The sequence below is a fragment of the Vibrio sp. RE88 genome (assembly GCF_013113835.1).
Classification (GTDB): Bacteria; Pseudomonadota; Gammaproteobacteria; order Enterobacterales; family Vibrionaceae; genus Vibrio.
In genome coordinates, this window is record NZ_VTYQ01000005.1 from 85,424 (window position 1) to 100,322 (window position 14,899).

Annotated in this window: 17 protein-coding genes and 1 riboswitch; of the genes, 13 read left to right on the plus strand and 4 right to left on the minus strand. The window is 46.0% G+C overall.

The window, feature by feature from the left end; genetic code table 11:
* Window positions 1-240 precede the first annotated feature (240 nt).
* Both luxO and luxU read left to right on the plus strand, forming a co-directional pair.
* Window positions 241-1,635, plus strand: a complete 1,395-nt coding sequence (gene luxO / locus F0265_RS12915; RefSeq protein ID WP_019275536.1) for a quorum-sensing sigma-54 dependent transcriptional regulator LuxO — start codon at window positions 241-243, stop codon at window positions 1,633-1,635.
* A gap of 3 nt (window positions 1,636-1,638) precedes the next feature.
* The gene (luxU, locus tag F0265_RS12920; protein ID WP_171749477.1) at window positions 1,639-1,983 is read left to right on the plus strand and encodes a quorum-sensing phosphorelay protein LuxU; all 345 of its coding nucleotides are present in this window, start codon (window positions 1,639-1,641) and stop codon (window positions 1,981-1,983) included.
* On the opposite strand, the gene F0265_RS12925 is transcribed toward luxU, so the two are convergent.
* The gene (locus F0265_RS12925) at window positions 1,969-2,856 is read right to left on the minus strand and encodes a YvcK family protein (protein WP_019275535.1); all 888 of its coding nucleotides are present in this window, start codon (window positions 2,854-2,856) and stop codon (window positions 1,969-1,971) included. The two genes, luxU and F0265_RS12925, sit on opposite strands and share 15 nt — an antisense overlap.
* A 179-nt stretch (window positions 2,857-3,035) precedes the next feature.
* A riboswitch (molybdenum cofactor riboswitch) is annotated at window positions 3,036-3,173 on the plus strand.
* Here F0265_RS12925 and moaA point away from each other — a divergent pair.
* The 5 genes from moaA to moaE all read left to right on the plus strand — a co-directional run bounded on the left by moaA (window position 3,162) and on the right by moaE (window position 5,941).
* Window positions 3,162-4,151 (plus strand): GTP 3',8-cyclase MoaA, encoded by a 990-nt coding sequence (moaA, locus tag F0265_RS12930; RefSeq protein WP_038510252.1) that lies wholly within the window; start codon window positions 3,162-3,164, stop codon window positions 4,149-4,151. It overlaps the preceding riboswitch by 12 nt.
* Window positions 4,152-4,239: 88 nt before the next feature.
* Complete coding sequence (gene moaB, locus F0265_RS12935; RefSeq protein ID WP_006963014.1) at window positions 4,240-4,752, plus strand: molybdenum cofactor biosynthesis protein B; 513 nt, start codon at window positions 4,240-4,242, stop codon at window positions 4,750-4,752.
* A 12-nt stretch (window positions 4,753-4,764) separates the two neighbouring features.
* Complete coding sequence (gene moaC, locus F0265_RS12940) at window positions 4,765-5,244, plus strand: cyclic pyranopterin monophosphate synthase MoaC (RefSeq protein WP_006963013.1); 480 nt, start codon at window positions 4,765-4,767, stop codon at window positions 5,242-5,244.
* Window positions 5,241-5,486 carry a molybdopterin synthase sulfur carrier subunit gene (moaD, locus tag F0265_RS12945; RefSeq protein WP_171749199.1) on the plus strand — a complete coding sequence of 82 codons (246 nt, stop codon included), beginning with the start codon at window positions 5,241-5,243 and terminating at the stop codon, window positions 5,484-5,486. Before moaC ends, moaD begins: the two co-directional genes overlap by 4 nt.
* Window positions 5,486-5,941: a molybdopterin synthase catalytic subunit MoaE gene (moaE, locus tag F0265_RS12950; RefSeq protein WP_006963011.1), complete on the plus strand. Its 456-nt coding sequence runs from the start codon at window positions 5,486-5,488 to the stop codon at window positions 5,939-5,941. The genes moaD and moaE overlap by 1 nt, the downstream gene beginning before the upstream one ends.
* A gap of 41 nt (window positions 5,942-5,982) precedes the next feature.
* Here moaE and F0265_RS12955 read toward each other — a convergent pair whose 3' ends face one another.
* Window positions 5,983-6,936 (minus strand): GGDEF domain-containing protein, encoded by a 954-nt coding sequence (locus tag F0265_RS12955; protein ID WP_171749200.1) that lies wholly within the window; start codon window positions 6,934-6,936, stop codon window positions 5,983-5,985.
* Window positions 6,937-7,021: 85 nt separating this feature from the next.
* On the opposite strand from F0265_RS12955, the gene nrtS reads away from it, so the two are divergent.
* The 6 genes from nrtS to F0265_RS12985 all read left to right on the plus strand — a co-directional run bounded on the left by nrtS (window position 7,022) and on the right by F0265_RS12985 (window position 13,649).
* Window positions 7,022-7,231 (plus strand): nitrate/nitrite transporter NrtS, encoded by a 210-nt coding sequence (nrtS, locus tag F0265_RS12960; RefSeq protein WP_095571785.1) that lies wholly within the window; start codon window positions 7,022-7,024, stop codon window positions 7,229-7,231.
* Between the two features lie 114 nt (window positions 7,232-7,345).
* Complete coding sequence (locus tag F0265_RS12965) at window positions 7,346-7,762, plus strand: CBS domain-containing protein (RefSeq protein WP_006963008.1); 417 nt, start codon at window positions 7,346-7,348, stop codon at window positions 7,760-7,762.
* Between the two features lie 79 nt (window positions 7,763-7,841).
* On the plus strand, window positions 7,842-9,308 hold the full coding sequence (locus tag F0265_RS12970) for an MATE family efflux transporter (RefSeq protein ID WP_171749201.1): 1,467 nt from the start codon (window positions 7,842-7,844) through the stop codon (window positions 9,306-9,308).
* A gap of 57 nt (window positions 9,309-9,365) precedes the next feature.
* The gene (locus F0265_RS12975) at window positions 9,366-11,672 is read left to right on the plus strand and encodes a zinc/cadmium/mercury/lead-transporting ATPase (protein WP_171749202.1); all 2,307 of its coding nucleotides are present in this window, start codon (window positions 9,366-9,368) and stop codon (window positions 11,670-11,672) included.
* A 268-nt stretch (window positions 11,673-11,940) separates the two neighbouring features.
* On the plus strand, window positions 11,941-12,699 hold the full coding sequence (gene udp / locus F0265_RS12980; RefSeq protein WP_006963005.1) for a uridine phosphorylase: 759 nt from the start codon (window positions 11,941-11,943) through the stop codon (window positions 12,697-12,699).
* A gap of 221 nt (window positions 12,700-12,920) precedes the next feature.
* Window positions 12,921-13,649 carry an outer membrane beta-barrel protein gene (locus tag F0265_RS12985; protein ID WP_171749203.1) on the plus strand — a complete coding sequence of 243 codons (729 nt, stop codon included), beginning with the start codon at window positions 12,921-12,923 and terminating at the stop codon, window positions 13,647-13,649.
* A 34-nt stretch (window positions 13,650-13,683) separates the two neighbouring features.
* Here F0265_RS12985 and F0265_RS12990 read toward each other — a convergent pair whose 3' ends face one another.
* Window positions 13,684-14,151: a hypothetical protein gene (locus F0265_RS12990; protein WP_216607881.1), complete on the minus strand. Its 468-nt coding sequence runs from the start codon at window positions 14,149-14,151 to the stop codon at window positions 13,684-13,686.
* Window positions 14,151-14,867: a winged helix-turn-helix domain-containing protein gene (locus tag F0265_RS12995; protein ID WP_171749204.1), complete on the minus strand. Its 717-nt coding sequence runs from the start codon at window positions 14,865-14,867 to the stop codon at window positions 14,151-14,153. The genes F0265_RS12990 and F0265_RS12995 overlap by 1 nt, the downstream gene beginning before the upstream one ends.
* Window positions 14,868-14,899 lie beyond the last annotated feature (32 nt).

Consider the following 14,899-nt stretch of genomic DNA (forward strand, 5'->3'; position numbering starts at 1 on the left):
ACAGATAAAAAAATAGCCAGTAGAAATAAATTCTATTGGCTGTAATTTGTGAATACTAAGTTCACTAACAACGTCAGTTGGCTAGGTGACCCGTAAGGGTCAATCTTATAACAGCATTTAACGTGCCAATTTTTTTACGCCAATTTTAGGGCGTTTCTCGTTTTTTGAGCATTAAATTTGCAAAATGCAAAGCGCAATGCAATCATTTATACAAATTGCGAAGAAAAATTCGGCTAGGTTATGCAACATAATACGCAAACACAAAAGTCTAAATATCTTTTGATGGTTGAAGATACTGCGTCGGTCGCGGCGTTGTACCGTTCTTATCTCACCCCTTTGGGTATCGATATCAACATCGTTGGTACCGGGCGTGATGCCATTGAAAGCCTCAACTTTCGCACTCCTGATTTAATCCTATTGGACCTTCGTCTTCCCGACATGACAGGTATGGATGTTTTGCATGCAGTGAAACAGAAAATGCCTGATGTTCCAGTGATCTTCATGACGGCGCACGGCTCGATTGATACCGCTGTAGAAGCGATGCGCCATGGTGCTCAGGATTTCCTTATCAAACCGTGTGAAGCAGACCGACTTCGTGTCACGGTTAACAACGCTATTCGCAAAGCGACCAAGTTGAAAAATGAAGCCGATAATCCGGGCAACCAGAATTATCAAGGCTTTATCGGTAGTAGCCACACTATGCAGGCGGTGTATCGTACCATCGACTCCGCCGCATCCAGTAAAGCCAGTATTTTCATCACTGGTGAAAGTGGTACGGGTAAAGAGGTGTGTGCAGAGGCCATTCATGCGGCAAGCAAACGTGGTGACAAGCCCTTCATCGCGATCAACTGTGCGGCTATTCCTAAAGATCTGATTGAAAGTGAATTGTTTGGTCACGTGAAAGGTGCGTTTACCGGCGCAGCCACTGATCGACAAGGCGCAGCTGAGTTAGCTGATGGAGGCACACTGTTCCTTGACGAGCTGTGTGAGATGGATCTGGATCTGCAAACTAAGCTGCTACGCTTTATTCAGACGGGTACTTTCCAGAAAGTTGGCTCTTCGAAAATGAAGAGTGTCGATGTGCGTTTCGTCTGTGCAACCAACCGAGACCCTTGGAAAGAGGTGCAAGAAGGTCGCTTCCGTGAAGACTTATATTATCGCTTATACGTGATTCCGTTACACCTACCTCCTTTAAGGGAGCGTGGGGATGATGTCATAGAAATTGCTTATTCTCTGCTAGGCTTTATGTCTAAAGAGGAAGGAAAAGACTTTGTCCGACTGGCACCAGAAGTCGTGAGCCGGTTCGCTCAATACGAATGGCCGGGTAATGTTCGTCAGTTGCAAAACGTACTGAGGAACGTCGTGGTACTCAACAATGGTGAAAACATCTCCATGGATATGTTGCCGCCTCCACTGAATCAGCCGGTTGAAAATCAGATCAGAGTCGACCTGCAGGACAAAGACAGTTTTTCTGTACATGACATTTTCCCTCTGTGGTTAACAGAGAAGAAAGCCATTGAGCAAGCGATTCAGGCCTGTGAAGGGAATATCCCTAAAGCTGCGGGTTATCTAGATGTCAGCCCATCGACGCTTTATCGCAAGCTGCAAAACTGGAATACGAAGGAAACACAGTAATCGATCATGGAAGTGTTAAATCAAACCAAAATAGACCGACTGGCAAGTGAAATTGGTGCGGACAATGTGCCGATTTTACTTGATATCTTTCTTGGGGAGCTGGCGCAGTACATCGAAAAGCTCAGTACCGATGAAGGGTTAGATAAAGATATTTACCTCAAAGAGATCAGCCATGCCTTGAAAAGCAGTGCGGCAAGTTTTGGGGCTGAATCTCTGTGTGCGTACGCGGTTGAAGTGGATGCGAAAGCCAAATCAGGTCAGACGCTCGATATCTCAGCGACGCAGCAACAAATGGTTGCGCTGCTGAGCGAAACCCAACAGCGCTATAAAGCGTTACTCGCACAATAGTGACTCAACGGCAGACTGCAATTTGCTTCTGTCGTGTCGCCAGTCTCGATTCGGTGAAGCGAGAGGCGTTGTTATGCAATTCCAATCGCTTAACTCAGGGTGAGGTTCCTCGCCCAATACCACATCAATCTTTCGACCACGGCAGGCGCGTTCGCACCATTCCAATTTCTCTTTCAGAGTCATCTTACCCGCAGGACCGTATTCTGGAGAGAGGTTCTCGACGAAGACAAGCTGGGCCTTTTGGTTGTTTTCGATTGCTCGGCCAATTTCAGGTAACAGCAATGGCGGCATAATGCTGGTTAGAAAGCTGCCTGGACCAAGAATGATCGCATCCGCTTGCTCTATTGCAAGCACACCTTCACTGGTCGCCGGAACTTCAGGTTCTAAATCGAGACGGACCAGTTTTTCAGGCATTTCATCGACACTGGTTTCCCCTGTTACCCACTGACCGTTAGGGGCAAGTGCTTTAAGGTCAGCAGGGTGCTCCGTCATTGGGATGATATTCACATCGACTTTAAGCATGTTGCGGATAAGGTTGATGGCATCCAAAGGTCGAACTGACAGGTTATCGAGGCCGGTCAGCATTAGGTTACCCAAGTTGTGACCATCCAATTCGCCAGATCCTTTGAAGCGATATTCAAACATCATCGAACTGATGGAGGGTTCCGTAATCAACTGGTTAATGCAGTTGCGGGTGTCACCCCAGGCAATACCACCCTGACAGTTGCGTATCCTGCCAGTTGAACCGCCGTTATCTGTAGTGGCAACAATGCCTGTCGCATTCTCACCAAAGTCTTTCAAAGCCGCCAGCATGCGTCCAAGGCCGTGACCACCACCAACGGCGACCACTTTTTTCGTGCAGTACAGAGTCATTAATTTTGTTCTTATTTGATTATATTCATCTACAATCTAGAATAATCGAACCGCTGAAAGTACTCAATACGGGGTATTTTGGGCGCTGGGTGTGATTTTTTTATCTTGAGGGTAGAAACACGCACAATTATTAAGTATTTTATCGTCAGCTACTGTTTTTAAGTATTGGTCTTAATAGGCAGTTGCCATAACTCCGAGCTCATCGGGCTAAGTTCATAGTGAATAAGCGTGCTGAGCCAGTGACAAATTGTCACAAGGGCATAATTGGAAATGATTATCGCCTCCCGTGTTTGGAAAGGTGTTCCGTGGCGCAACAATTCGAAGATAGATTTCATCGCAAGTTTTATTACTTGCGTCTCTCCGTTACAGATGTCTGTAACTTTAAATGCACATATTGTCTGCCTGATGGTTATAAACCTTCGGGACAGAAAAACTCGTCTTTTTTAACGCTTCCTGAGATCAAACGTGTGGTTAGAGCGTTTGCTGACTGTGGTACGTCGAAAGTCCGTATTACTGGTGGTGAACCGAGCTTGCGTAAAGACTTCACTGATATCATTCATACCGTGGCCGAGACCAAAGGCATCGGTAAAGTGGCAACGACCACTAATGGCTACCGAATGGAGAAGCAGGTTGCTGACTGGAAGCAGGCTGGTCTGACGCATATTAACGTTAGTGTTGATAGCCTTGATCCGCGCATGTTCTATCAGATCACAGGTGAAAATAAATTTACCGAAGTGATGGCTGGTATCGATCGCGCCTTTGAAGTGGGTTACGAACAGGTCAAAGTGAACGTGGTGTTGATGAAGGACCTCAATTCTCATGAGCTGCCAGCGTTCCTACATTGGATTAAAGACCGCCCAATTCAGCTGCGTTTTATTGAACTGATGCAAACCGGTGAGATGGATCAGCTCTTCCACAATCATCATGTTTCAGGTGTAGCGATTCGCAATCAGCTGATTGCTAATGGTTGGTTACTTAAAGCGCGTGCAAACAACGATGGACCTGCTCAGGTGTTTATCCACCCTGATTATCAAGGTGAAATTGGTCTTATCATGCCTTATGAAAAAGACTTCTGTGAGAGCTGCAACCGCTTACGTGTTTCGGCCAAAGGCAAATTACATCTGTGTCTGTTTGGTGAGCATGGTGTTGAGCTGCGTGATTTATTGCAGCAAGACTCGCAAGAAACCGCGTTAATTCAGCGTATTCAGGATCAATTACAGACTAAATCAGTGAGCCACTTCCTCCACGATGGCAATGCGGGCATGACGCCGCATCTAGCGTCGATTGGCGGCTAAACGCTGATACTCAATTCTCAAACATACTATGTTGGGCTAAGCCTCAGCTTGGCGCAATCTGAACAAATCGAAATAGGTAGGTGAACAAATGGGTCACGCAGAAAGCAAATTTCAACCAGCAAACATTGCCGTACTAACTGTCTCTGACACACGCACAGAAGAGAATGATACTTCTGGCGCGTATCTGGTTGAGAACGCAAAAGAAGCGGGTCACAACGTTGTGGACAAGCAGATCGTGATTGACGATATGTACAAAATCCGTGCAATTGTTTCTCAGTGGATTGCGGATGAAAGCGTGCAAGCTGTGATGATTACCGGTGGTACGGGCTTTACCTCTCGCGATAGCACACCTGAAGCACTTAAGCCTCTGTTTGACAAAGAAGTCGAAGGTTTTGGTGAGCTGTTCCGTCAGGTGTCGTACGAAGAAATTGGTACATCGACCATTCAGTCTCGCGCGATTGCGGGGTTTGCGAACCATACTGTCATCTTTGCAATGCCGGGTTCGACAGGTGCTTGTCGTACTGGCTGGACAAAAATCATTAAGCAGCAGTTGGATGCCAGCCATCGTCCTTGTAACTTCATGCCACACCTTTCTGTATAAGCAGGTAGCACTATGAGTCAGTTCACTCACATTAATGCCTCCGGTGAAGCCAATATGGTCGATGTATCGGCAAAAAATGACACTGTGCGTGAAGCGCGAGCTGAAGCTTTCGTTCATATGGCACCGGAAACCTTGCAGTTGATTGTTTCGGGTCAACATCATAAAGGGGACGTGTTTGCGACCGCTCGTATTGCGGGTATTCAGGCAGCGAAGAAAACTTGGGATCTGATCCCGCTTTGCCATCCGCTTCTTCTTTCAAAAGTTGAAGTTCAGTTGGAAGCGATTGAATCTGAAAACATGGTTCGTATTGAGTCTGTGTGCAAACTTGCAGGTAAGACTGGGGTTGAGATGGAAGCCCTAACCGCGGCGTCAGTGGCGGCGTTAACCATCTACGACATGTGTAAAGCGGTGCAGAAAGACATGGTGATTGGTCAGGTTCGCCTACTGGAGAAAACCGGCGGTAAGTCAGGTCATTTTAAGGTGGATGCATGATTAAAGTACTGTTCTTTGCTCAGACCCGTGAATTGGTTGATACCGATGAACTTGAACTGGAACCTCGTTTTGAAACCGTTGAAGCACTGCGCGCAGACCTCGCCACCCGTGAAGGTAAATGGGACTTAGCGCTGGAACCCGGTAAACTACTGGCAGCGGTGAACCAGTCCATTGTGTCTCTGGAACACCCTTTGAACGATGGTGATGAAGTGGCTTTCTTCCCTCCTGTGACAGGAGGTTGATGATGGAACGTGTGTCTGTTCAGTTCGAAGACTTTTCTGTTGGCGCTGAGTACGAAGCTCTCGCACAGGGCACAGCCTCTGGCGCGGTTGTTACATTTGTTGGCAAAGTACGAGACATGAACCTTGGCGACAATGTTACAGGGCTCTCTCTGGAGCATTATCCGGGGATGACAGAAAAAGCACTCGGCGAGATTTGTCAGCAGGCAGAGCAGCGCTGGCCTTTGCTTGATGTTCGCGTTATTCATCGTGTCGGTGATTTGGATATTGGTGATCAAATCGTATTTGTTGGTGTGTCTAGTGCGCACCGCGGTGCGGCGTTTGAAGCCTGCGAATTCATCATGGATTATCTAAAGACTAAAGCACCGTTCTGGAAAAAGGAACGCACAACGGAAGAAACTCGCTGGGTTGAATCCCGAGAGTCGGATGCGAAAGCCGCTGAACGTTGGAAATCATAAAAACAGGCCCTCTTGATGATGGGCCTGTTTTTTTATTTGATTTACATTTTGTGGATGGTGCCTCGTTGGCTTTTTTTAGCAAAGAACAAGGCCTTATCTGCAATTCCAACAAACTTTTCCGCGGTCATATCTGCGGGAATTGGATCGCAATGACGAATCCCAATGGTGATTGTCAGGTATTGGGAAACATGCGATGCCGCATGCTCTAGCGCAATTTGAGCGATAGCATCGAGCAGGTCTTGTGCGTGCTGAATACACATATGTTCCGATATGCCAGGAACAAACACCAGAAACTCATCGCCGCCATAACGAAAGCACAGATCGTTGTTGTGCGCCCATTGTTTGATTGCACTACCGACCGCCTTTAACGCTTCATCTCCTTTGATGTGCCCATAGTGATCATTGAACTCTTTAAAGCAGTCAATATCGATCATAAACACGGCGGCTCCCATGTCTTTTAATCTTGTCAATTCAATGGAATCCGGCAGTAATGCATCCATGGCATAGCGGTTATAGACTTGGGTCAGGTGCTCGATTAAGGTCAGCCGTTCGAGTTCATTTTGTTGCTCTGCCAGCTTATCGAGTGCGCGTTGATATTCAGAAATGTTGCGTACGGTCCAAAGCACATATTCTGTATTGGGTAAGGGGATCACCAGAGCGCTGAAGTGCTGGATTTCTACCGGTCCCTGAACGCCTTCAAAACAAGTCAGCTCTTTCGGGTCAAGCGAGTAACTGAGTTCAGCGGGTTTTTGGTTATCGATGACATCGACGATAACCTGACTAAACCACACCGCTTTGTCTGCGGGAAGCACCTGATATTGATTGAGCCCGATCAGTGATGCTGGATTGTGATGGCGCTTGGTGTCTGTACCCCCCCAAGCTTCGATATAGATACCGGATTTATTGATCAGAAAGGTCGGTTCAGGCAGTGATTCAAAAACAGCATGCATGAGGTCTGGGTTACTGGCGACTGCCGCTGAAAATGTCGAATTCACGAGCCTCATCCTTAACTGCTTTCCATCTTCTAACTATAGTTTAGTCAGAGAACAAAGTACTTATACAAACATAAGGCTCAATAAGATGAATGTGCAAATGACGAAAAGAGCGCTGATCATTGCGGCGGTGGTGGGCACCTTACTCAATCTAATCAATCAGTATGATGCGATTCTGGGGGAAGGCTCTGTCAATTGGGCCAAAGCGTCTTTGACCTACTGTGTGCCATTTTGTGTCTCGATGTTCAGTAGTTGGTTGGCGGCACGTGACGCTCAGGCTAACTGCCCCGGCGAGTAGTTTTGTGATAGGCAACGCCTATTGGAAAAATTGTTGTTTTCAATTTAGTAAAATCAAGAAATTAGACAACAATTACAATATGGCAAGCGTGACTTGCTCGTTAAGGAGACACAAATGGAATCATTGAAAGTAAGAGATTACATGACACTGCAAGCCGTGACGTTCAAACCTGAAATGTCACTAAGTGCTGCGCTGGAAAAAGTGATGAAGTCGAGTTATCTCGGTGGACCGGTTATTAATGAAAAAGAAGAAGTGATTGGTTTTCTTTCAGGGCATGACTTACTAGATAAACTGGTTAAGGTCAGTTACTACTGTCAGGATACTCACATTGTGTCGGATTGCATGCACCCTGATGTTATTTCGGTTGGCCCAGATACCTCGATTATTGAACTGGCAGATATGATGCAAGTGGGTAAACCAAAGGTGTATCCGGTGATTGATAACGGCAAGCTCGTCGGCATTATTACGCGCCGGGATGTGCTCAGAGCGGTGGCGAAGAATCTGGACGATTGCTTTAAGCATCCGGTATAGTGACGTGTTACAAATTGTAAAAGAGGCGCAAATATGCGCCTCTTGTTGTTATTGATACCAGTAAAGTTCGGGGAGAAGCATGCAGAATCAGAGCGCTAAATTTGTTGAAGGTTCAACCATGCGCCATATCTTGGTGATGTCAGGCGCAGGTTCTGTTGGTTTAATGGCCCTGTTTGTTGTCGATTTACTGGATATGCTGTTTATCAGTATGTTGGGGCAAGTGGAGCTGGCTGCTGCGGTCGGTTTCGCTGGCACACTGGTGTTCTTCTCTACTTCAATTTCTATTGGTACATCCATCGCAATGGGGGCTTTGGTTTCTAAGGCGATAGGGGCTAAGCAGCGCGATCATGCCAGACAACTGAGCAGCAGCATTATTGCTACCGCTTTTGTCATCAGCAGCGTGGTCAGTGCGGTCATGTTTTTCTATATTCCCGAATTGCTGCACGCGATAGGTGCTAAAGGGTACGTGGCAGAACGCGCCGAAGCTTATCTGAGAATCCTTATTCCGAGTGGCCCTGTGATTGCTATTGCCATGTCCGCGGGCGCGGGCTTAAGAGCAGCTGGCGATGCGAAACGCTCAATGTGGGCGACATTGGCGGGGGGTATTGCTAACGCTATCCTCGATCCAATTTTCATCTTCGGTTTTGGCTGGAATGTGGAAGGCGCCGCGATTGCTACCGTCTTTGCCCGATTTACCGTGCTGTTTTTCTCTATCTATCCTCTGATTCGTGTTCATAACTTGGTTGCGCGCTTGTCGCTGCCTGCGTGGAGTAACAATCTCAAAGCGATTCTGACTATTGCGATTCCAGCCATTATCACCAATATCGCGACCCCGATTGGCAACGCAATCGTAACAACGTCAATTGCACAATATGGCGAAGATTTTGTCGCAGGTTATGCGGTTATCGGACGTCTAATTCCAGTGTGTTTCGCGGTGATATTTGCTCTGTCAGGCGCGGTCGGGCCAATCATAGGCCAAAACTTCGGAGCAGAGCGATTTGATCGGGTGCGTGATACGTTAAACAACTCACTAATAGTGACCACCACCTACACGATTCTGGTTTGCTTCACTCTCTACTTCGCACAATCGTTGGTGATTTCTGGGTTCAGCTTGAAAGGTGATGCCGCCGTTATCGTCTCCGCCTTTTGTACCTATGTGGCTGTGAGCTTCATTTTCAATGGGGCGCAATTTGTCGCCAACACCTCTTTCAATAATCTTGGTAAACCGCTTTATTCAACAGCATTAAACTTAGGTAAAGCGACGTTAGGGACGTTGCCGTTTGTTTATTTAGGTTCGAGTTGGTTTGGGGCACTGGGCGTGCTTTATGGTCAAGCGCTTGGCTCGATTGTATTTGGCATCCTGGCGACCTTTGTTTTACGCATGCACTTGGCCGACTTAATGAAAGGTGAAACCACTGAGCTGGTGGAGGAAGATCCCTCGATTACCAGTATCAACTCTCAGCCGTTTTGTACTCATGACGCTGTCTTGATTGATGAAGTGGCCAGTCAGAAAGAAATTTTGCCTCAGGAAGCAAAAAATAGTTGACCTTGGAGTTGACTCCAAGGTTTATGATTAAGGTGTACATTCAATGGAGATAAGTTTATGTGCACCAAACATCAAGCATGTCGTTCAGACAAAGTGGCGGTTAATCCTTCAAATACAGGCTCTTGTGCCAGCCCAAAAATTTCAACCATTAAGATAGCAGGCGTAGAAACGGCGGATTCTGGCTGCTGCAGCTCAGACAGTTGTGGCAGTGGCACTGATCCAGCCGATGAGGAAAGTGACTCCGGTCTGTCACAAGCCCCTCGAATGACGCAAAGCTGGAAAATCGGTGGTATGGACTGCCCATCCTGCGCGCGAAAAATTGAAACTGCCGTTAACAAAGTTGATGGTGTTGTTGAAGCCAAAGTTCTGTTTGCGACAGAAAAATTGGTTGTAAAAGTAGACCACTCTGGTGTGGCGCAACTGGTAGAACAAACCATTCTAGATACTGGCTTTAGCTTTGCCAGCCCCAACTCTTCTTCTAATCAAAAAACGGCTTCTGGCTGGAAACATATCTTTAAGCAAAACGCGCAGATTATCGCCATTGCATCGGCGATGGCGGTTGCGGCAGTGCTCAAACCCGCTCTTCCTCTAGTTAGCGAATGGATGTTTATCCTAACGTGTTTGGCTGGCTTGTATCCTATCGGTAAGAAAGCCATTGTATTAGCCAAATCAGGTACGCCCTTTGCCATTGAAACACTAATGAGTGTGGCTGCACTGGGTGCTCTTTATCTGGGGGAGACTGTCGAAGCGGCCATGGTATTACTGCTGTTTTTGATTGGTGAGCAGTTAGAGGCTTTTGCCGCTTCTCGTGCCCGCAGCGGCGTTCAAGCCTTGATGGAACTGGTGCCGGAAACCGCGACCAAAATTATTGACGGTCAGCGTGTTGAAGTGTCAGCCAGTGAGTTACAACCTGGTGATATCATCGAGGTCTCTCCCGGAGCAAGATTGCCTGCAGATGGCAAATTGGTCGGTGATGTAGCCAGTTTTGATGAAAGTGCATTGACAGGTGAATCCATCCCAGTCGAGCGTTACCAAAATGAATCTGTCATGGCTGGTGCCGTTGTGGTGGACAAAGTGGTGCGCTTCACCATTACCTCTAAACAAGGTGAGAACGCCATTGATCGGATTCTTCATCTGATTGAAGAAGCAGAATCACGTAAAGCGCCTCTGGAACGTTTCTTAGACAAATTTAGCCGTTGGTACACGCCACTTATGATGCTGGTGTCACTGTTTGTGATTATCGTGCCACCAATGTTTTTTGCTCAGCCATGGGAAACTTGGGTATACCGCGGTCTAGCATTGCTGTTGATTGCATGTCCTTGTGCTCTGGTGATCTCCACACCAGCAGCTATTACATCAGGGTTGGCTGCGGCAGCAAAACGTGGTGCTCTAATCAAAGGTGGTGCGGCGCTAGAACAGCTTGGAAAGATTGAAACCATCGCCTTCGACAAGACGGGTACTTTGACCAAAGGTAAACCGGAAGTAACGGACATCATTACCCTTGGTGATGTACAAGAGTCCGAACTGCTCGAGAACATTGCGGCTATTGAAGTTGGCTCAAGCCATCCGTTGGCCGTCTCACTGGTGAACAAAGCCAAATCAGCAGGTATTCACTTACCAGAAGCTTTGGACAAACAGGCATTGATTGGTAGTGGTGTTCGCGGTGTGGTGAATGGGGTTGTGTATCAGGCAATTGCACCAAGTAAGCTTGGGTTTGAGTTGAGCGGCGATATCGAATCTCGTATCCAGCAGATGGAAGATCAGGGCAAAACGGTAGTCGTGGCCGTGCAGAACGAAAACACAGTAATGGGCCTGATTGCTTGGCAAGACACCTTGCGTGAAGACTCCGCTCAAGCAGTGAAAGCGTTGAAAGGCTTAGGTATCAATTCGATTATGTTAACGGGGGATAACCCGCGCAGCGCGCAAGCGATCAGCTCGATGATCGACATTGATTTCAAAGCCAGCCTGCTGCCTCAGGATAAAGTAACCTATGTTGAGAAGCTGTCCTCAAACGCGAATGTCGCTATGGTTGGTGACGGCATCAATGATGCTCCTGCGATGAAAGCATCAAGCATCGGTATTGCTATGGGCGGCGGTACGGACGTTGCTCTTGAAACCGCAGATGCTGCAATCACTCACAACCGTTTGGTGGAGCTGGCAGGTATGATTGAGCTGTCACGTGCGACACTAAGCAATATTCGCCAGAATATCTTCTTAGCTCTGGGTCTGAAGGGCGTGTTCTTAGTCACCAGTTTATTGGGTATCACGGGTCTCTGGGTCGCAGTTTTAGCAGATAGTGGGGCAACAGCGATTGTGACACTGAATGCGCTTCGACTGTTGAAATTCAAATCTCAGCAGGATTAGTTCAAAAAGGACGTTTCTGATTAAACGCTCAGCCTCTGTATCCAAGGGACAGAGGCTGTTTTTTATGCAACACAAGCAGCCAATTTGTATAAAAGTGTGATACCAACCGATTTTATGTGCAATGCTAATATTATTTGCGCTCATCATTGTGAGTTTTATCACTCTTTGGTGGGCGTGAGTTAGATAAAGTAATCCTGTACCCGATGAAATTTATAGAACGAACAGGTTCGTGTGTTGAACCAAGTTTCGTCAAACTAAGGAGCCCCCTATGTCTCAAGCCGTATTTCACTTAGGTGTTACTGAAGCTGATCTTGCAGGTGCAACATTAGCGATTATTCCAGGTGACCCTGCACGCGTTCAAAAGATCGCAGAAGAAATGGAGAATCCGGTATTTTTGGCAAGCCACCGCGAATACACGCTTTACCGTGCTGAGCTAGATGGTAAGCCAGTTGTTGTTTGTTCGACTGGTATCGGCGGCCCTTCTACTTCAATCGCAGTTGAAGAGTTGGCGCAACTGGGTGTTCGTACTTTCCTACGAGTGGGTACAACAGGCGCAATTCAGCCACACGTTAATGTTGGCGACATGATTGTTTCAACAGGTTCTGTTCGTCTAGATGGTGCAAGTCTGCACTTTGCTCCGATGGAATTCCCAGCAGTTGCTGATTTTGAAGTAGCAACAGCGATGAAAGCCGCAGTTGAAGAGTCTGGTGCAGATGTACACATGGGTGTAACCGCATCTAGTGATACCTTCTACCCAGGTCAGGAACGTTACGATACTTTCTCAGGCCGTGTAGTGAAGCGTTTCCAAGGCTCAATGAAAGAATGGCAAGATATGGGTGTGCTGAACTTTGAGATGGAGTCTGCGACACTACTCACTATGTGTGCGAGCTCGGGCCTGAAAGCTGGCTGTGTGGCGGGTGTTATCATCAACCGTACTCAGAAAGAGATCCCAGATCATTCAACGCTGAAAGAAACAGAAGCGCGTTCAATCAAAGTTGTGGTTGAAGCTGCACGTAAGATGCTTTAATCAAACAAACTTTTCCCTTTCTAAAGCCCTGCTCACTGAGCGGGGCTTTTTATTTTACTCAAAACACCTATGCCCTCAAAAAAGCTAAAAACACGGTTTTAGCTTTTTCAGAACCAGTAAGAAACCTTCCGTTCCTATCTCAGCCTGGCTTCTTTACCTTGTGCCAGCTTTGAACGACAGCCTGTCGTTAGGAATTACACAAGTTTTATGAGGGAAAATCCGTGTCAAAAATATTCTTCGCTATCAGCACACTCATTCTAACCAGTCAGTGTTATGCCCTAGAAAACCCATTCGATCACGTTTCAGCTGGCCTGCACATTAGCAATGCGGGTGAGGGACTGTATGGAGACGAGGATGCAAGAGAAGGTTTAGGAGCCTATTTGGATGCTTCTTGGAACTTCTATGATCAGCTTTTTATTCAGGCTCGTTACAATGAGTCAAGCTTAGAGGGAGCAGAACGTCAGACCAGCAACGCGTCTGCGCAGTACTCAGGTAAAGAGCATTTCGCGAGCGCGAATCAATACATTGGTCTGGGCTACTTTCTGTCATTGGGAAGATTTAAGCCATATGCCGCTGTTGGTTGGAGTGATTTCAAAACGAGCCGAAGGTCATTCAAGAACGAAGAACATGATCCTCTGAACCCACAAGACTATGTCGCTGTTATTGATGAGGTGAGTCGGTTTGAAGATGGTATGTCGTTGGAGTTGGGAAGCGTCGTTAACCTAAGTGACAATGATAGGCTGAATGTTTTTTATAACCTCAGTTACTTTGAAGAGGAGGGGATGGACATCTACAAGCACGAAGTCCATTTAAATAATGACTATTACTTTTCGAGTCATTGGGCGCTGAACACAAATTTTGTCTATCGAGAACTCAAATTTTCAGATTTTGATTTGGAAAAAAAGGCGAATGACAAAATCTTTCAGATTGGGGCGACGTACTCCTTCTAGACCTATTTAGCTGCCTCTCGGTAAGAGGCAGCCTCTACTCTCTGGTGATCATCAGCGTTTTCAATTCGCCTTCTTTTGCTTCGACTATCAGCTTATCTTTGTCACGATAGATAATGTTGAATGAATCGACTAAGGTCAAATCCTCAGAAAAGTACAGTTGTGTGTAGGGTTCAGAAATCAGCTCCGGTAGCGAAGTCTCTTGCATTGATTTGGTTTTGGAAACGATCTGATAGGCGTATTCGGTGTCTTTATTGAGTTGACCAAACACAGAGAAAACCTCCGTTCTTGGCAGCTCATTCCCTTCTAGGATGAGCGTTGCGTGATAGCTACCGTCTTCATTGATCAATATATTGATGTTTTCTTGCCATTTTTCTTCTTTATATGGGTGAGTAATAATATTGCTGTTGAATACACCACCTCTAAAATTAATATCACTATCGAAAACAATAGAACCCAAAAAAGCCAAAACACTAATAGTAAGTAAAATATAGTATCGCTTCATTATTTATTGTCCCACTCTTTTATAAATACACCCCATTCGTCTTTATCAATAAAGTAATTGTTACTGGTTTTATTTTTTGAACTAAATATTGATAATTCATAAGTGTCTTTGTTCTTATAATAAAAATAGGAACACTCACAAGGCATGTCCTTTATTTTATCGATGAGCTCCTGAGGTAAAGACTGATCTTTGCGTTTTAATACCGTCTTCGTTTGTATTTTCATAATGTGGTATTGGTCATCGATAAAGGTCATATTAAAAAAGTAACTGTTACTGACGGACCACAGTGCAGCGCTAAGCAACACCACTGAAAGGGAAGCCATGCCTACCTTGAGGAGTTTTTGCGGTACTTGTCCAACGCCTGCCGTATTCTCGCTTTTTTGCTCAATACGCTTTGCTTCAAAATGATGGCACACCCACATATAGCCTTTATTAGGAATAGTTTTTATTTCGACGCTTTTGGAATAACTAATTGCTGAGCGTAGATTAAAAACAGCTTTGTGTAGTGAGGAGTCGGTAACAATACTGTCTGGCCAACCTACAGAGATAAGATGGTTCTTTGATATGACCTGATTATTATTTTCCATAAAATGGATAATAATCATTAGTTCATTGTAGTTTAATTTGTTTTCATGACTATCTATTTGAATAGACATTTCTTTTCTGTCTAAGATTAAGTCATCACAATAATAAACGATACTATCGTTTTTACTCATAGAAAAATAGAATTAAGATTTTAAGTCAATTC

Excerpts from the sequence above, each read along its gene's own strand:
- F0265_RS12990 (WP_216607881.1), bottom strand. The coding sequence starts at position 14,151 with ATGAAGCGATACTATATTTTACTTACTATTAGTGTTTTGGCTTTTTTG.
- moaD (WP_171749199.1), top strand. The coding sequence starts at position 5,241 with ATGATTAAAGTACTGTTCTTTGCTCAGACCCGTGAATTGGTTGATACC.
- F0265_RS12965 (WP_006963008.1), top strand. The coding sequence starts at position 7,346 with ATGGAATCATTGAAAGTAAGAGATTACATGACACTGCAAGCCGTGACG.
- moaB (WP_006963014.1), top strand. The coding sequence starts at position 4,240 with ATGGGTCACGCAGAAAGCAAATTTCAACCAGCAAACATTGCCGTACTA.
- nrtS (WP_095571785.1), top strand. The coding sequence starts at position 7,022 with ATGAATGTGCAAATGACGAAAAGAGCGCTGATCATTGCGGCGGTGGTG.
- udp (WP_006963005.1), top strand. The coding sequence starts at position 11,941 with ATGTCTCAAGCCGTATTTCACTTAGGTGTTACTGAAGCTGATCTTGCA.
- F0265_RS12995 (WP_171749204.1), bottom strand. The coding sequence starts at position 14,867 with ATGAGTAAAAACGATAGTATCGTTTATTATTGTGATGACTTAATCTTA.
- moaC (WP_006963013.1), top strand. The coding sequence starts at position 4,765 with ATGAGTCAGTTCACTCACATTAATGCCTCCGGTGAAGCCAATATGGTC.
- luxO (WP_019275536.1), top strand. The coding sequence starts at position 241 with ATGCAACATAATACGCAAACACAAAAGTCTAAATATCTTTTGATGGTT.
- F0265_RS12975 (WP_171749202.1), top strand. The coding sequence starts at position 9,366 with ATGTGCACCAAACATCAAGCATGTCGTTCAGACAAAGTGGCGGTTAAT.
- moaE (WP_006963011.1), top strand. The coding sequence starts at position 5,486 with ATGATGGAACGTGTGTCTGTTCAGTTCGAAGACTTTTCTGTTGGCGCT.
- F0265_RS12970 (WP_171749201.1), top strand. The coding sequence starts at position 7,842 with ATGCAGAATCAGAGCGCTAAATTTGTTGAAGGTTCAACCATGCGCCAT.
- F0265_RS12925 (WP_019275535.1), bottom strand. The coding sequence starts at position 2,856 with ATGACTCTGTACTGCACGAAAAAAGTGGTCGCCGTTGGTGGTGGTCAC.